Consider the following 16,038-nt stretch of genomic DNA (forward strand, 5'->3'; position numbering starts at 1 on the left):
GTCTGTTCGCGGTCAGGCGACTGGCAATGGAGGCGCAACATGGCAGTTCGCACAACGGGCCGGCTTGCCGGCGACACGAAGTCCCGCATCCTCGACGCCGCCGAAACGCTCTTCATCGAATGCGGCTACGAGGCGATGTCGCTGCGGCAGATCACGTCGCGCGCCGAGGTCAATCTCGCGGCGGTCAACTATCACTTCGGCAGCAAGGAAGCGCTCATCCACGCGATGCTGTCGCGGCGCCTCGACCGCCTGAACCAGGAGCGCGTGAAGCTGCTTGACCGCTTCGATGCGATGCTCGGCTCACGCCTCACCTGTGAGCACGTGCTCGGCGCGATGTTCATTCCCGCGCTGCAGCTTTCACGCGATCCGCGTATCGGCGGCAAGGCGTTTCTGCGGCTTTTGGGCCGCGCCTATACCGATCCTTCTTCGTTCATTCGCGAGTTTCTCGCCGCGCATTACGAGTCTGTGGCGATGCGTTTTTTCGATGCGTTCCTGCGCGCCCTGCCGCATCTGCCGCGCGAGGAACTCGGCTGGCGCCTGCACTTCGCGATCGGCGCGCTATCAGGCGTGCTGGCCGGCGCGGACACCGAGCGTCTTATTGCCGAGTTCTCGCAGGGCAAGTCGATGAATGACCTGCAACTGATCGCACGGCTCGCTTCTCTGATAGTGTCGGCGCTGAAGGCGCCGTTGCCGGACGCTTCCCAGTTTGCCGCATTCGCCGCCGTGCTCGGCGACGCCGCTGAGGGTTCCGAGCCTGACTGTCCTGAGACGGCGACCGCTGGCGCAACGTTCGGCGCGGACGCGCGCGATCGCGCCTGAAAACAGGGAGGTTTCGTCATGCCGTGGCTCATCGTTGCGCTCTTCGTCGTGAGTGCCGGACTCGTCTTCGTGCAGGCGCGCGCCGCAGGGTGGCTGGCATTCATGGTGGTGTGGGTTGCGGCCGCGTACCTCACGGGTGCCGCCGGTCCTGCCGCCACGACTATCCTCGCAATCGTCCTCGTGATTCCGGTGCTCCTTCTCACCGTCAGGCCACTGCGTCGCGCGTGGCTCACGAAGCCGGTGCTCGAAGTCTTCCGCAAGATCCTGCCCGACATGTCGCCGACTGAACGCGACGCGATCGAAGCGGGCACCGTCTGGTGGGATGCCGCACTCTTCTCGGGACGCCCGCACTGGGACACGCTGCTCGCCCACGGCCCGGCGAAGCTGACCGCCGAAGAACAATCGTTTCTCGACAACGAATGCCAGCATCTGTGTGACCTCGCGAACGACTGGGAAACCAGTGCGATCTGGCAGGACCTCTCACCGGAAACCTGGCAGTTCATCAAGGAGAAAGGCTTCCTCGGCATGATCATTCCGAAGCAGTACGGCGGCAAGCAGTTCTCCGCGTACGCGCATTCGCAGGTCATCATGAAGCTCGCAACGCGCTGTTCCGCCGCCGCCGTTTCGGTGATGGTGCCGAACTCGCTTGGGCCCGCCGAGCTGCTGATGCAGTACGGCACCGAAGCACAGAAGAATCACTATCTGCCACGACTCGCAAGCGGCGAGGAAGTCCCCTGCTTCGCGCTGACGAATCCGTATGCGGGTTCCGACGCCGCTGCGATCCCCGACGTCGGCATCGTCTGCACGGGCACGTTCGAAGGCGGCGAAACGCTGGGCTTTCGCGTGACATGGGATAAGCGTTACATCACGCTCGGGCCGATCGCGACGGTGCTCGGTCTTGCGTTTCGCGTGCGCGATCCCGATCATCTGCTAGGCAACGACGACGAACCGGGCATCACCTGCGCGCTGATTCCGACGAAGTATCCCGGCGTGAAAATCGGACGCCGTCACTGGCCTTTAAATGCCGTGTTCCAGAACGGTCCGAACTCCGGTGAGGACGTATTCATTCCGCTCGACTGGGTGATCGGTGGACGTGCGCAGGTCGGCAACGGCTGGCGCATGCTGATGGAATGTCTCGCGGCGGGCCGGGCGATTTCGCTGCCTTCGTCGAATGTCGGCATGGCGAAGCTTGCCGTGCGCGGTACAGGCGCGTATGCGGCTGTGCGTCGGCAATTCCGCACAGCGGTGGGCAAATTCGAAGGCGTGCAGGAAGCGCTCGGCCGGATGGGCGGCAACCTGTATGTGATGGATGCCGCGCGTCGTCTGTCGGCGCATGCGGTGGATCTCGGCGAAAAACCCTCGGTGATTTCCGCGATCGCCAAATATCACATCACCGAGCGCGGCCGGAAGGTGATCAACGACGGCATGGATGTCGTCGCCGGCAAGGGCATCTGCATGGGCCCATCGAATTTTCTGGCGCGCGCGTATCAGCAGGTACCGATCTCGATTACCGTCGAAGGCGCGAATATTCTCACGCGCTGCCTGATCATCTTCGGTCAGGGCGCGATCCGTTGTCATCCGTACGTGCTGAAGGAAATGGCCGCCACGCGCGAGACGGATCGCAAGAAGGCGCTGCGCGACTTCGACAACGCGTTCTTTGGCCACGCGAGCTTCACGCTATCGAATGTGATGCGCAGCTTCGTCTACGGCTTGACGGCTGGCGGATTCATCGCGAAGCCGCAGCGGGCGCATGCCCCACTCGTTCACTACTATCGAGCCGCGACGCGCATCTCGACCGCGTTCGCGTTACTCGCCGACGTATCGATGTTCGTGCTTGGCGGCGATCTGAAACGTCGTGAACGCATTTCCGGCCGGCTCGGCGATGTGCTCTCGCAGCTGTATCTGATTTCGGCGACGCTCAAGCGTTTCGAAGACGAAGGTCGTCAGGAAAGCGATCTGCCGCTTGTCTGCTGGGGTGTAGAAGATGCGCTGTATCAGGCACAGCAGGCCATCGACGGCGTGCTGGCGAACTATCCGAACCGTCTCGCCGCGAGCCTCGTGCGCGCACTCGCGTTTCCGTTCGGCCTGCCGCATCGCGCGCCGTCGGACAGCCTCGGCAGTGCGATTGCGGAACTGGTGCAGACACCGGGCGCGGCGCGCGATCGCCTTGTCGCGGATTCGTACGTACCGCCGGTCGATGTCGATCCGCTCGGCTACGGCGAGCTTGCGTTCGCGCTGAATCCGCGCGTGACGGAAATCGAGCAGAAACTGCGCGACGCGGTGAAGAAAGGCTTTATCGCGCCGATGCCGCAGAGCCTGCCTGATCTCGCGACCTGGATCGAAACGGCTGAAGGTATCGGACTCATCGACGGCAGCGAGCGGGAGGTGCTCGCCGACTACGCGCGCTATGCTGCAGAGGTCGTCAAGGTGGACGACTTCCCGGCCGACTTCGGCATGCTCGCCGATCTGCAAAAGCGCAAGGACGCGCTGGACCGGGCGATGGAGCTTGCAGCGTGAGTCTGCGCCTGAGTCAGACATTGCGCACATTTAAAACCACCACAACGAACCGCGGAACCGGACGATGAACGACTCATACCTGAACTTCGTCAACTCGTCGCTCGGCGCGCGGCTCGTCCGTTCCCTCGGGCTACCGAAACCCGAAGTGCTGCGCCGCTATCGCGCGGATAAGCCGGAGTTCGAAGGACTCGTTGCGGTCGGTGCAGGTCCGCAGCCGCACGTGCTCGAAGCGCTTGCTGAGATCGTCGCCCGTATCGGCGTGACGGGTGTCGCGCATGAGAGCGCGGGCTTGTGGATTCCGCTCGCGCATCGGCATGGGTTGATGACCGGGCGCTTTGAGCCGGTTGCGAGCGGCGCGGCCCAGGGCCGCATGAGTGCGCTGCTGTTCGATGCGAGCGGTATCGAGGACAGCAGCCAGTTCGAAACGCTCTACGCTTTCTTTCACGACGCCTTGCGCTCGCTGGGCACGTGCGGACGCATCGTCGTTTTCGGCCGGCCGCCGGAAGCCTGTGCGACGCCGCGTCAATGGACAGCGCAACGCGCGCTCGAAGGCTTCACGCGTTCGCTCGGCAAGGAAGCGCGCCGGGGCATCACGTCCAATCTGATTTACGTTGCGCCGGGCGCCGAGGCGCAGATGGAAGCCACGCTACGCTTTTTCCTGTCGCCACGCTCAGCGTACGTGTCGGGTCAGGTCGTGCGCATCGACGCTGCCACGCAGGACCTGCCCGCCTTCGACTGGAAGCAGCCGCTGGCAGGCCGTCGCGCGCTGGTGACGGGTGCCGCGCGCGGCATCGGCGCATCGATTGCAGGTGTGCTCGCGGCAGAAGGCGCGCATGTAATCGGCGTCGACATTCCGTCCGCGAAAGACGCACTCGATAAGACCATGCGCGAACTTGGCGGTACTGCCCTCGCCTTCGATATCGCCGCGCCGGAAACGCCCGCGCAACTCGCCGCCGCGCTCGACGAAAACGGCATCGACATCATCGTGCACAACGCAGGCATTACAAAGGACAAAACCATTGCAAAGATGACCGAAGCCGCGTGGCACACCGTTATCGATATCAACCTGTCCGCGCAGGAACGCATCGACGACGCGCTGCTCGAAGCCGGCACGCTGCGCCACGGCGGACGGATTATCGGCGTGTCGTCGATCAGCGGCATTGCGGGCAACCTGGGGCAAAGCAACTACGCGACATCGAAGGCAGGTGTGATCGGACGCGTGCAAAGCATGGCGCCGCATCTACGCGAACGGCACATCACGATCAATGCCGTCGCGCCCGGTTTCATCGAAACGCAGATGACCGCGAAGATTCCGCTCACGATCCGCGAAGCGGGACGCCGGATGAACGCGATGAGCCAGGGTGGCCAGCCGGTCGATGTCGCGCAGACGATCGCGTGGCTCGCGCATCCGGGCTCAGCGGGCGTAACGGGCCAGGTTGTGCGCGTATGTGGCCAGAGTCTGATCGGAGCGTGATCATGGTCGAGCCTTCCGGTTTCGGCGCGACACCGGGCGTAACGCGTCCGAAGACCGTTGTCATCGAACGCCTGCCGAAGCCTGCCACGCTTTACGGGCGGGCGTTATCCGGTGTGATCAAGCGCGGCCGTGCGACGCACTTGCCGCCGCTGCGGCTCGTGCGTCCGGCCGTCACGCTCGAACAGGCGGAGATCGATCGCTATATGCGCGTCTGCGGCTTCATTCCCGAGCAGGGTCTGCCTTTTACGTTTCCGCATCTGCTCGCATTCCCGCTGCATTTACTGATGCTCACCGACCCGGCCTTCCCATGGCCCGCGCTCGGCCTCGTGCATCTCGCGAACAGCGTGCATCTGCGCAAGCCGCTGTATTCCGGCGAGGTGCTGCGGGTCGAAGTCGAGTTTGGCGCGTTGTTGCGGCACGAGAAAGGGCAGGCGTTCGTGCTGCACTCCCGCCTCTATCGACGCGGCGAAGCGGTATGGGATGGCGACAGTGTCTATCTGAAGCGCGGTGTTGGGTCGAACGGGGCGGACGGTTCGATGCTCGCGCCGCTGGAAATCGATCGCGCCGCACTCCTCCGGCACGCGCGCTGGCAGTTGCCACCGCAGCTCGGCCGCGACTATGCGAAGGCATCCGGCGATTACAACCCGATTCACCTGAGCGCGCTGTCCGCACGCGTATTCGGCTTTCCACGTGCGATCGCGCACGGCATGTGGACGCTGGCGCGTGCCGCGGCCGCATTGCAACCGCCGAAACGCCTCGCGGATGCGACGATCAGCGGTGAGTTCAAGCTGCCGATGTTGCTGCCATGTGATGCATCGCTGTGGACCGCTTCGCCGGCCTCCACCACGCGAGAACTCGAAGTGCGCGATATCGCCGGCGAGAAGCCGCATCTACGCGCACGACTTCAGTGGACGCTGCAATGAGCGCGTGCGCCCGCGCAAAAAGTGGAATCAACGCCCCCCCGTTTTCGTTACTGCTTTTTCAGCGGCGATTGCGCATGATCTGCCGCGTTCGTTTGAACCAGTCGATAATCAGGGCATGACCCGAAGGAGCCGAGCATGTCTCACCCGCTTCCTGCCGTGCGGCGCGTCGCCATTATCGGCGGCAACCGGATTCCGTTTGCGCGGTCAAATACCGCCTACGCGACCGCATCGAACCAGGACATGCTGACTTTCACGCTGCAGGGCCTGATCGACCGCTTCAACCTGCACGGCGTGCGCCTCGGCGAAGTCGCCGCGGGCGCGGTCATCAAACATTCACGCGATTTCAACCTGACGCGCGAATCGGTGCTGTCCACCACACTCGCGAAGGAAACGCCCGCGTACGAGGTGCAGCAGGCCTGCGGCACGGGTCTCGAAGCCGCGATCCTCGTCGCGAACAAGATCGCACTCGGGCAGATCGAAGCGGGCATTGCAGGCGGCGTCGATACGACCTCGGACGCGCCGATCGGCGTCAACGAACGGATGCGCAAGATCCTGCTCGAAGTGAATCGCGGCAAGACGACGGGCCAGCGCGTCAGCGCGCTGACGAAGCTGCGCCCACAGATGTTTTTCAAGCCGCTGTTGCCGCGAAATGGCGAACCGCGTACGGGCCTTTCAATGGGCGAACATTGCGAACTGATGGCAAAACGCTGGGCGATACCACGCGAAGCGCAGGATGCGCTCGCGTTCGACAGCCACAGCAAGCTGTCGGATGCGTACCGTCGCGGGTTTCTCAACGACCTGATGACGCCCTACCGCGGCCTCACGCGCGACAATAACCTGCGCGCCGATCTCACAGCCGAAAAACTCGCGGGCCTCAAGCCGGTGTTCGATCGCGATGCGGGCACGCTGACTGCTGGCAACTCGACGCCACTCACCGATGGCGCATCGGCCGTGCTGCTCGCAAGCGAAGCGTGGGCGGCTGCGCGCAGTCTGCCCGTGCTCGCGTATCTGACGTGGTCGGAGACCGCTGCCGTCGACTTCTTCGACAGGAAGGAAGGTCTGCTGATGGCCCCCGCCTATGCGGTGCCGCGCATGCTTGCGCGCGCCGGGCTGACATTGCAGGACTTCGACTTCTACGAAATTCACGAGGCTTTTGCCGCACAGGTGCTCTGCACGCTCGCGGCGTGGCAGGATGACGAATATTGCCGCACGCAACTCGGCCTGGCCGGTCCGCTCGGTACAATCGATCGCGCCAGGCTGAATGTGAATGGCAGCTCCCTCGCGACCGGCCATCCTTTTGCGGCGACGGGCGGGCGCATCATTGCAGGACTCGCGAAGCTGCTCGCGCAGCTCGACAAACCTGCAGGCACCGCGCGTGGACTGATCTCGATCTGCGCGGCAGGCGGCCAGGGCGTTGTTGCGATACTCGAGCGCTAGCGGGACCAATGTGAGCATTAAAATGCAAACCACAAAAATACAGTCAGCTTCAGGAGACAAGCGATGACCCAGACCACGCAAACGCCATCGACGGGCGCGACCCCTTCGCCGGACGCCGCGGCCGGAGCGGCACCTAACGTGTCAAACGTGTCGAAGGCGCCGCACACCGACGGCATCTGGTACGAATCATATCCGCCCAACGTGCCGCGCGAAATCGATGTCAACCAGTACGAATCGCTGGTGCAGTTTTTCGATGAATGCGTCGCTCAGTTTCGCGAGCGTGTGGCCTATGTGAGCGTCGGCGAAGACATGACGTATGGCGAACTCGCTCGCAAGGCGGCCGCGCTCGCCGCGTATCTGCAAGGCATCGGCGTGAAGCCCGGCGATCGTGTTGCGATCATGCTGCCGAACACGTTTCAATACCCGGTTTCGCTCTTTGGCGTGCTCAAGTCCGGTGCGGTCGTGGTCAATGTGAATCCGCTCTACACGGTGCGCGAGCTTGCGCATCAGTTGAAGGACAGCGGCGCGCAGACGATCATCGTGTTCGAGAACTTCGCGAAGGTCGTCGAAGAAGCGCTGCCCGGCACGAAGGTGCAGAACGTGATCGTGACCGGCCTTGGCGATCTGCTCGCCGATGGGCTGAATCTCAAGGGCCGCATGATCAATTTCATGCTGCGCCACGTGAAGAAAATGGTGCCGGCGTATCACCTGCCCAAAGCGGTGAAACTGCTCGATGCACTCGCGAACGGCTACACGCGCCCGCTCACGCCCGTGCATCCGACGCACAACGATATCGCCTTCCTGCAATACACGGGCGGCACGACGGGCGTCGCGAAAGGCGCGATGCTCACGCACCGCAACGTCATTGCAAACGTGCTGCAGGCGAAGGCGTGGTCCGCGGGCCAGTTGACGGGCGACGCCGAGACCGTGCTGACGCCCTTGCCGCTTTATCACATCTTCTCGCTAACGGTGAACGCGCTGATCTTCATGGGGCTCGGCGGCCGCAACATCCTGATCGCGAATCCGCGCGACGTGAAGCGCGTGATGATGATCATCCGCCACGAGAAGTTTACCGGCATCACGGCGGTGAATACGCTCTACAACGCATTCCTCGACAACGAGGAATTCAGAAAGCGCGATTTCTCGAACCTGAAGCTCGCGATGGCAGGCGGCATGGCGACACAGAAGGCCGTCGCCGATCGCTTCAAGGCGGTAACCGGTCAACCGATCATCGAAGGCTACGGGCTCACCGAGTGCTCGCCGATCGTCTCGATGAATCCTGTCGACCTGAAACACATGCAAGATTTCGAAGGCTCGATCGGCCTGCCTGCGCCCTCTACTCAGGTGCGCTTCAAGAAAGACGATGGCACGTGGGCCAACGTAGGTGAAGCGGGCGAACTGTGCGTGAAGGGTCCGCAGGTGATGAAGGGTTACTGGAACCGTCCGGACGAGACCGCGAAGGTGTTCGACGAAGACGGCTGGCTTGCCACTGGCGACATCGGTGTGATGGATTCGCGCGGTTTCATGCGGCTGATCGATCGCAAGAAGGACATGATTCTCGTGTCCGGCTTCAACGTGTATCCAAACGAAGTGGAAGACGTGATCGCGATGCATCCGGATGTGCGCGAAGTCGCGGCCATCGGCATTCCCGATGCCGCGCAGGGCGAACGCATCAAGGTGTTCATCGTGCCGCGCAATCGCTCGCTGACGCAGGAACAGATCATCGCGCATTGCCGCAAACAGCTGACGGGCTACAAGGTACCGAAGGTCGTCGAGTTCCGTGATGAACTGCCGCAAACCAACGTCGGCAAAATCCTGCGTCGCCAGTTGCGCGACGAGGAAATGGCAAAGCAGAAGCCGGAGTGAAGGCGCCGCGGTGGACAGCGCGCACCGGCCTTGATTCGGGAGAGCTTGATGAAGTATCCGATGCATCGAGAGACGCGCACTGCACCGCATGCCCGGTTCATCCGGCGACTGTTTCGCTTCGCTGCATGCGGGGTTCTGATGTACGCGGGGGTCGTGTCAGGCGTGGCGATCGCGCAGAGCGACACCCCGCCGCCCTTCGCCGCTGATTCAAAAGCGCCTTCGGTCTCGCCGGCGCAGGTCCGCAAGCTGTCTGTGGATCAGCAGGTGCGCTGGCTGCGCCGCGCGTCGCAAAGTGGCGCGCTGGAAAAGCTCGACGACGCCCAGTTGCTCGCGCTGTTCCAGTCGCTCGATTCGCTGACAGTGCCGCGTTACATCAAGGAAGGGCCAAACGGCTATCCGTCGTATGAGTTCACGATGGCGAGGCAGGAGCGCATCCGGGGCGTCTGGCCCGAACAGCCCGATCACATGCTGGTGCGTCTCACGCGCGAGCCGCTGCGGATCTACGCGAAATGGCTACCCGATGGCGCGCACGCGGGTCAGGAAATCATCTACGACGAATCGAAGCGCAGCGACGAAATGTACGGGCACCTTGGCGGCCTGCTGAATGTGATGCCGATGTGGACGTCGCTGAACGGGGCGTTTGTACACGCCCAGTCGAACCATCAGGTGCGCGATCTCGGCACCGAATTCATCGCGCAGCAGTTTCTGGCGGAAGGCCAGAAGTTTGCCAACGCCGGCATTACGCGGCCGAACCAGATCGAAGTGAAAACCATCGGCGGCGTGCGCGTGGTCGCCTTCACCTACGAAGCGCCCAGCGGCCAGCCGACGTTCTACGCGAAGAAGGAAACGCTCGGGCTCGATCTGCGTCGTCCGTGGTTCAGGAGCGTCGAGTCTTACGATAACGAAGGCCGGATCTTCGAGAAGATCGTCTTCGAAACCGTCACGCCGAAGACCTTCGACATGCCGACGTTCGATCCGAAAAATCCGGGCTACAAATTCTAGACTTCACGTCGCGCGAGCGGATGCGCAGTCGATGATGAAGACAGGGGTTTCGGCTGGATCCATCCTGCTCGACCCGGCTCGTTGTAACTGCACGGCATCTATCCTGTGCGCCAAAAACTGCGTCAGCACGAAATAGTCAGCGTGACGCGTCACGCCGATCAGCAACCCGCGCGTTCGCGCGAGATGTGGCGCGAGCGTGGTGTACCAGAGCGCACCGATATCGTCGCCCGTATCGAACGCGGGCATACCGATGTGTGCCGCGTGATCAGCCAGCGCGCGGCCCTGTGCGAGCGTTGAATCGAACACCGCGATTGCGCCCGGCGTCCGGGTCGCATGCGCGATAGCGGGCGTCACGCAGCCCGCCGCGGTGAGCAACGCACTGCGCGTCATGAACGCACGTCGGTCCATCGTTAGCTCCCTGCATTCGAAGCGCTTACGCGCGCTCGTCGTACTCCATGCGCACGCTCACGTATAACCCCGCTTTCCACGCCACGCTCGCGGCCAGATGCCCTGCTTGCCCGGCGACAGAATGCCACCCGGATCGAGCGCATCCTTGATCGTTTCCGAAAGGCGCAGCATCGCCCCGTCGTTGAAGCTGTACTGTGCCGCGGCAAAATCCATGTACGCCAGATGCGCGCGATATTCGCCATAGCCCGCTGCCCGTGCATCGCTCATCAACGCGCGCAGGAGATCGCCCGCCACTTCCGACTGCTGCGCGTCGTTGCGATCGAAAATCGCCGCGAAGATGTGATGCAGGTGACGCGTGCCCGCCGTAAAGCCGCCGTAGTAGTCGAAGCCATACTCTGCCGCGCGTGCCTTCACCATCGTGTATTGACGCATCGCGTCGCGGCCGGTCGCCGGGCACACCGGCGAAAAATCCACATGCGCGCCCGCGCCGCCGCGCCAGTCGAGCATGCGAAACGCGCTCATCGCCGGAATGCCGGCAAGATTGCGATCGCCACCACCGGTGGGTTGCGCATCGCCCGCATAACGCGCTGCCGACAGCACCGCGCCCGGCACGCGCGCAAACGCGCGATGCACACTGGCGTACTGCGCGTCGATGATGTCCTGAGAGCCGTACAACGCAAAATGCAGGTTCCAGCGGCCGATGTGAAGGCGGTCGATCATCGCCACAACGGCGCTCTCCGGCATCGGTCCAGCGCCGTCGTAATACTGCGCGCGCGGCGCGAGGCTCGCCGCGCGCCGGATCGCGCCTTCGATCACCGCGTGATTGCGGATCGTGTCGTCGAGCCGCAATGGCCGCAACGTTTCGACGATCGTCTCCAGATCGCTCTCGTTGCGAAACTGGAATTCGCCGAGCAGATACGAAGGCGGCGCCGGCATCAGCCACACGCCCATCTTCGTGACGATGCCGTAGTTCGACTGCATGAACATCGCGTCGAACGATGGCCCGTAGCCGGGCTTGTACAACTGCCATGAAGTACCGATCTCGATACCGCCCATGCCGGTGCGCACCACGTCGCCGTTTGCGAGCACGACTTCCATTCCGCATTGCGTCGCGGCGTGATCGCCATATGACGTGTAGCCGAAACCGCGTTCCAGTGTATTGCCGATCACGCTGCCCCAGCCTGCTGCCGGCGGATCGACCCACAGCCGGTAGCCGTTGTTGCGCAGATACGTGTGCAGATCGAAATAGCTGACGCCGGGTTCGACGAGCGCATACGCGAGCGATTCGTCGACATGAATGACGCGGTTCATCCGCTGCAGATCGAGCACGACGGCACCGGCAAGACGTGGCGCCGCGCCGCCGTACGCGAAGTTGCGCCCGGTCGAAACGGTCCACAGCGGAATGCGATACTGGTTGGCGACGCGCAGCACGGCGCGGATTTCGTCGACGGAAGCCGGCAGCAACACCGCCGATGCAGCGAAATCAAACGCCGGCCCCAGCGCAAACGGATCGCGATACGGCGCGAGACCCGTCGATGACGACACGACATTCGGCGCACCGACGATCGCCGCCCACGCAGCGAGCGCGCGATCGAAGTTCGCTTCGGAAACACCCGGCGGCAATACGCGGCTCAAGTCGCCCTCCTCGACGCGACCGGCGACCGTCGACCGTCATCGACGCCGGCCATCTACATCGTCAGCGGCCGGGGCGATCGCCTGCGCGAGTGGGACGTCTTGCGCTAATGTCGCCGGCCACCACCCGACATGCCGCCGAATTGCCGCATGCCGCCCATTCCGTGAGACCCACCGCCGGTGCCGCGAAAGCCGCCACGCATGCCCATCCCATTCGACGGATGACTGAAATGGACGTGGTCCATGTGATGGAAGTGATGAAAATGATCGACGAAGATAAACGACGCTCCGACGCCGATCGTCACCGGCGGCCCCCAGTACCACGGGTCGTAATACGGATAATACGGATAGTACGGATACGCCGGGACGGGGTAAATGGCCGTCTCACTGCTATCCGTGCCCTGCACGATCTGCCAGGTGCCATCCGGCTGCCGGCAAGCCCGCCCCATGATCTGCTGCATCGCGCCATCGATTTCCGCTTCGCCAACGACCGTGCGGCACGTCAGCGCCGGATCGTTCAGCGGATCCTCCGCCATTGATTGCGACGCCACCGGCGTCGTGCATGCAATGCAGGTGCCAAGCACTGCCCCGAGTCCAATGATGTTGCGCATGATTCCGCCCTGCCTCGACGGCCCGCAATGCCGTCCTTGCCGATCCCCGCGTGGTCCTCTGCCTTCGTCTGTTCTGTCCTGCTCTGTACCGTGTCCTGCTGGTGCGATGTCAGGCTGGCGTTCGTCCTGCTGTCGCTGCTGCCAACGCCACCATCACCGCTATTGCCACGACTCCGGACGCCCGCCGAGTTCACTGCATACGTCGATCGCGATCGTCCGCAGCTTGCCTTCCGAGATCGGACCAGAAAGTGCGTAGCCCATTTCGTCGCTCACCCAGTAGAAGGTACGACGATTCCCATCCCGGAACAGGCGAAACGCCGTTTCGCCCTTCGGCGTGGCGGTGACGTAAAGCGTCAGCCGCGCGCCGGCGTGATTCTCGTACATGAACTGCGCTGCCGGCCCCGCTTCGCCCGGCAACAGCCGGCCACCGACGAGCGTGTAGCCATACTCCTGCAGCGACGGCACCGACAGCGAACGGTTCAGCCGCTTCGAGAGCCACGCGATCAGATGCTCTTCTTCGGCCGCCGCCACTTCCACAGGATGTCGACGCTCCGGCGTGTACACGGCGTAGGCGATATCGGCGCGCTGCGCAAAAGCCGGCTCGCCGCCCCCGCCACCGATAAGGCGCGGCGCCATGGGTGCGAGCGTGAGCGCGAGGCCTGCGCCCACCGCCAGCCAGCACGCCGCGATGCCCGCCTGACGCCACCACGGCGTGCGTGCGCGCAGCACGACGACATGAGGCTCGCTATGCGCTGCCGACGCGCCCAGCGCCTTCAACGCGGCCTTCTGCGCCCGGTAGCCGGCAATCCGGCTGGCCGCCTCCGGATCCTGAGCAAGCCGCTCCAGTAGCGCGGCGCGTTCGCCTTCCGGCAACTCGTCGTCGACGAGCGCGGACAGCGCGCGCGGATCCAGCCCGGTCGCGGGATCGTGCACGTGGTCGTGTTGTTCGTCGTTTGTCATCACGAGCCTCTCACTACCTTCAACGGCGGGGATCTGCGCGCCGGGCCTTCCGTGAGGAGGGCCCGCATGTGTTCACGCGCGCGGGACAGCCGCGACATCACTGTACCGATCGGCACCCCGAGTGCCGTCGATGTTTCCTGATACGACAATTCCTCGATACACACCAGTAGCAATACCTCACGTTGCTCGATCGGCAGGTAATACAGCGCCCGCTGAACATCTCGCAGAACGAGCCCGTCGACCTCGCCATGCGGCGCCTCCAGATTGCGCCAGGGCGCGCTTTCGTCGTCGACGGCAATCTCGCGGCGCACCCGCAGCTGGTCGATGTACAGATGCCGCAGGATCGTCAGCAGCCACGCGCGCAGGTTCGTGTCCGGACGAAACGCCGTCCAGCGAGCAAGCGCGCGCTCCGCGGTGTCCTGCACCAGATCGTCCGCCCACGCGACATCGCCCGTCAGCGCGCGCGCGTAGCGGCGCAACTGCGGGAGCCACGAAATCACATCCGCTTCGAAGCTCGCCCGGCGGGCGTTCAGGCGCAACACGGGCGTCAGTAACCGCCGCCGGTGCCGCTACCGCCGCTGTTGGTCGTGCTGCTGCCCGAGGCGGCCATGTCGCCACACGCCGCCGTCAGCGACGACAGCGCGAGCACCAGGATCGTGAGTGCAGTGGAAAGAATGCGAGGCATGTTCATCTGTCGTCTCCTGCTGGCGCGGACCGGGCGGCACGCGCGACGCCCCACTCGAGGTGCGGTCTTCGCGTGCGCCGGAGGGTTCGCCCGGGTTGGGGTCGGGTTGAATCGAACGGGTTCGGTCTGTTCTGGTCTCTTCGTGCTGGTCAGACTGGCGGCGCCGGACCTCCCGACGCTCACCATGCAGACTTAACGTTCCCCGCGCTGCTTTTATTCCGATATCCGCGCGCCTCGCTGCGTTGAACCGCGCGGCGTGCGGCGAACCGAACGGTGGGATCGAACGGCGGGACCGCGCCGCGCGCGGATTGCGATAAATCGTAACTACACGTTACACAATACTTTAAGGGATGCTTCCGGGCCCGCAAGCCGTTATAGTGGGCGTAAGGCCGCCCGCACAGCGCGTTTGTATCCGGTTACAGGGTAGAATCGCGGCGAGTAGCCATTCTTATAACTGACCGCGGCGCATCGCTGCCCGCCTCCGAATCGCCCATGCCTTCCGCAGAATCGCATCCGCAAAACGACTTCATGAACGCAGCGCGCAAAGAAAGAAAGCGCGTTGAAATTTATCTCGTCAATGGTATCCGCCTGACGGGGTGCATCGAGTCGTTCGATCAGTATCTGGTGATGCTGCGCACGCCCGTTGGCCTGCAGGGCATCTACAAACGCGCCATCTCGACGATCCAGCTCGACACCGGCACCCGTCCGGCGCCGCGCGCGGGCCGTCCTTCACACGGCGAACACACCACGCGCGGCCCGCACGGTTCGCGCGACCATCGTGAACCGCGCGAGCCGAGAGAACCCCGTGAGCCGCGTGGCGCTTATGGTCCGGGGTCGTCGTCTTCTCCGGATTCAGGTGCGACGGGTTCGTCGAGCTCGACTGGCTCATCGGCCGGGACAGATCGTCCGGCATCGGACGGCCCCGTTGTGGTGACGCGCCGCCGGCGCCTCTTCGGAACCGGCAACGGTGACGGCAACAACAATAACGGCAACGAGTAACCTGCCCGGGCGGCCGGTCTTCGTCTGAAACGACAGGCCGGCGCCTACCGGAGGCGATTGTCGAGTCGCTGCAGGATCGCTTCAATACGCTTCAGGATCGCCTCGACACGCTGCCCCTGCTGCGGCGTCAATTCAAACCTGTACTTCACCGCGAGCACGCGGCGCTGCCAGTAGTCAGGGCTCAGCGTCCGATCGACCGGTTGTCGCGTCGCCCACTCCAGATGCGCCAGTTCCGCCTCCACCACATGCGAGGCGTGAACGCGTTGCGCCGGCCCCTTTGTCTTCATGTCCATGTCAGAGTCGCCCTGTCCGTGTGTCGACGCGAATGACACCAGCTTGTGCCATCACCGTGACACACCGAAGACGAGCGATGCGGCGCGATTTTTCAGCTTCCGCTGAAAGCCTTCGATCATCCAGGGCACGCATTGCGAACCTGGTCGTACGGCCGGCTGCTCGCATCGCATGCCTTTGCGCTATGCTGGCCGTTCCACCTCTTCGAGCGGAGCACTACCATGTCGAAACCCAAACCCGGCGCACCGGAACCGGTCGATCCGTCAGACGCCCGTCTCGACGAGGCGCTCGATGAAACCTTCCCCGCCAGTGACCCAATCGCCGTGCATTCCGAAGAGGACAAAGGGCAAGTGCCCAAGGCCACCGAAAGGAAGCCAGACTGAGGTCGCCGCGCCACGCGCGCTGATTGTTGCA

General features: G+C 63.7%; 16 protein-coding genes. 9 read left to right on the forward strand and 7 right to left on the reverse strand.

Going from position 1 to position 16,038, the window contains the following annotated elements; translation table 11 throughout:
- Positions 1–39: 39 nt before the first annotated feature.
- From P3T21_RS16395 to P3T21_RS16425, 7 genes are all read left to right on the forward strand, one after another.
- Entirely contained in the window at positions 40–819 is a 780-nt protein-coding gene (locus P3T21_RS16395) for a TetR/AcrR family transcriptional regulator (RefSeq protein WP_429256980.1), read from the forward strand.
- An 18-nt stretch (positions 820–837) separates the two neighbouring features.
- On the forward strand, positions 838–3,336 hold the full coding sequence (locus P3T21_RS16400; RefSeq protein ID WP_429256981.1) for an acyl-CoA dehydrogenase: 2,499 nt from the start codon (positions 838–840) through the stop codon (positions 3,334–3,336).
- A 64-nt stretch (positions 3,337–3,400) separates the two neighbouring features.
- The gene (locus P3T21_RS16405) at positions 3,401–4,810 is read left to right on the forward strand and encodes a 3-oxoacyl-ACP reductase (protein WP_429256982.1); all 1,410 of its coding nucleotides are present in this window, start codon (positions 3,401–3,403) and stop codon (positions 4,808–4,810) included.
- Between the two features lie 2 nt (positions 4,811–4,812).
- Positions 4,813–5,733, forward strand: coding sequence for a MaoC family dehydratase (locus tag P3T21_RS16410; RefSeq protein ID WP_429256983.1), 921 nt, complete (start codon positions 4,813–4,815; stop codon positions 5,731–5,733).
- Between the two features lie 135 nt (positions 5,734–5,868).
- The gene (locus P3T21_RS16415) at positions 5,869–7,170 is read left to right on the forward strand and encodes an acetyl-CoA C-acetyltransferase (protein WP_429256984.1); all 1,302 of its coding nucleotides are present in this window, start codon (positions 5,869–5,871) and stop codon (positions 7,168–7,170) included.
- A 63-nt stretch (positions 7,171–7,233) separates the two neighbouring features.
- Complete coding sequence (locus P3T21_RS16420) at positions 7,234–9,036, forward strand: AMP-binding protein (RefSeq protein WP_429256985.1); 1,803 nt, start codon at positions 7,234–7,236, stop codon at positions 9,034–9,036.
- Between the two features lie 48 nt (positions 9,037–9,084).
- Complete coding sequence (locus P3T21_RS16425) at positions 9,085–10,038, forward strand: DUF1571 domain-containing protein (RefSeq protein ID WP_429256986.1); 954 nt, start codon at positions 9,085–9,087, stop codon at positions 10,036–10,038.
- A gap of 3 nt (positions 10,039–10,041) precedes the next feature.
- Here P3T21_RS16425 and P3T21_RS16430 read toward each other — a convergent pair whose 3' ends face one another.
- The 6 genes from P3T21_RS16430 to P3T21_RS16455 all read right to left on the reverse strand — a co-directional run bounded on the left by P3T21_RS16430 (position 10,042) and on the right by P3T21_RS16455 (position 14,340).
- A complete protein-coding gene (locus tag P3T21_RS16430; protein WP_429256987.1) occupies positions 10,042–10,446 on the reverse strand; it encodes a hypothetical protein in 405 nt (134 codons plus the stop codon).
- Between the two features lie 57 nt (positions 10,447–10,503).
- On the reverse strand, positions 10,504–12,081 hold the full coding sequence (locus P3T21_RS16435) for an FAD-binding protein (protein WP_429256988.1): 1,578 nt from the start codon (positions 12,079–12,081) through the stop codon (positions 10,504–10,506).
- A gap of 104 nt (positions 12,082–12,185) precedes the next feature.
- Entirely contained in the window at positions 12,186–12,689 is a 504-nt protein-coding gene (locus tag P3T21_RS16440) for a hypothetical protein (protein ID WP_429256989.1), read from the reverse strand.
- A gap of 159 nt (positions 12,690–12,848) precedes the next feature.
- Positions 12,849–13,649 carry an anti-sigma factor family protein gene (locus P3T21_RS16445; protein WP_429256990.1) on the reverse strand — a complete coding sequence of 267 codons (801 nt, stop codon included), beginning with the start codon at positions 13,647–13,649 and terminating at the stop codon, positions 12,849–12,851.
- Complete coding sequence (locus P3T21_RS16450) at positions 13,649–14,182, reverse strand: sigma-70 family RNA polymerase sigma factor (RefSeq protein WP_429257218.1); 534 nt, start codon at positions 14,180–14,182, stop codon at positions 13,649–13,651. The genes P3T21_RS16445 and P3T21_RS16450 overlap by 1 nt, the downstream gene beginning before the upstream one ends.
- 14 nt (positions 14,183–14,196) lie before the next feature.
- The gene (locus P3T21_RS16455) at positions 14,197–14,340 is read right to left on the reverse strand and encodes a hypothetical protein (RefSeq protein WP_429256991.1); all 144 of its coding nucleotides are present in this window, start codon (positions 14,338–14,340) and stop codon (positions 14,197–14,199) included.
- Between the two features lie 486 nt (positions 14,341–14,826).
- On the opposite strand from P3T21_RS16455, the gene hfq reads away from it, so the two are divergent.
- Complete coding sequence (gene hfq, locus P3T21_RS16460) at positions 14,827–15,333, forward strand: RNA chaperone Hfq (RefSeq protein ID WP_429256992.1); 507 nt, start codon at positions 14,827–14,829, stop codon at positions 15,331–15,333.
- A 44-nt stretch (positions 15,334–15,377) separates the two neighbouring features.
- Here hfq and P3T21_RS16465 read toward each other — a convergent pair whose 3' ends face one another.
- Entirely contained in the window at positions 15,378–15,626 is a 249-nt protein-coding gene (locus P3T21_RS16465; protein ID WP_429256993.1) for a hypothetical protein, read from the reverse strand.
- A gap of 219 nt (positions 15,627–15,845) precedes the next feature.
- Here P3T21_RS16465 and P3T21_RS16470 point away from each other — a divergent pair, with 219 nt between their 5' ends.
- Entirely contained in the window at positions 15,846–16,007 is a 162-nt protein-coding gene (locus tag P3T21_RS16470) for a hypothetical protein (protein WP_429256994.1), read from the forward strand.
- Positions 16,008–16,038 lie beyond the last annotated feature (31 nt).

The organism is Paraburkholderia sp. GAS334 (genome assembly GCF_050436625.1).
Lineage (GTDB): Bacteria > Pseudomonadota > Gammaproteobacteria > Burkholderiales > Burkholderiaceae > Paraburkholderia.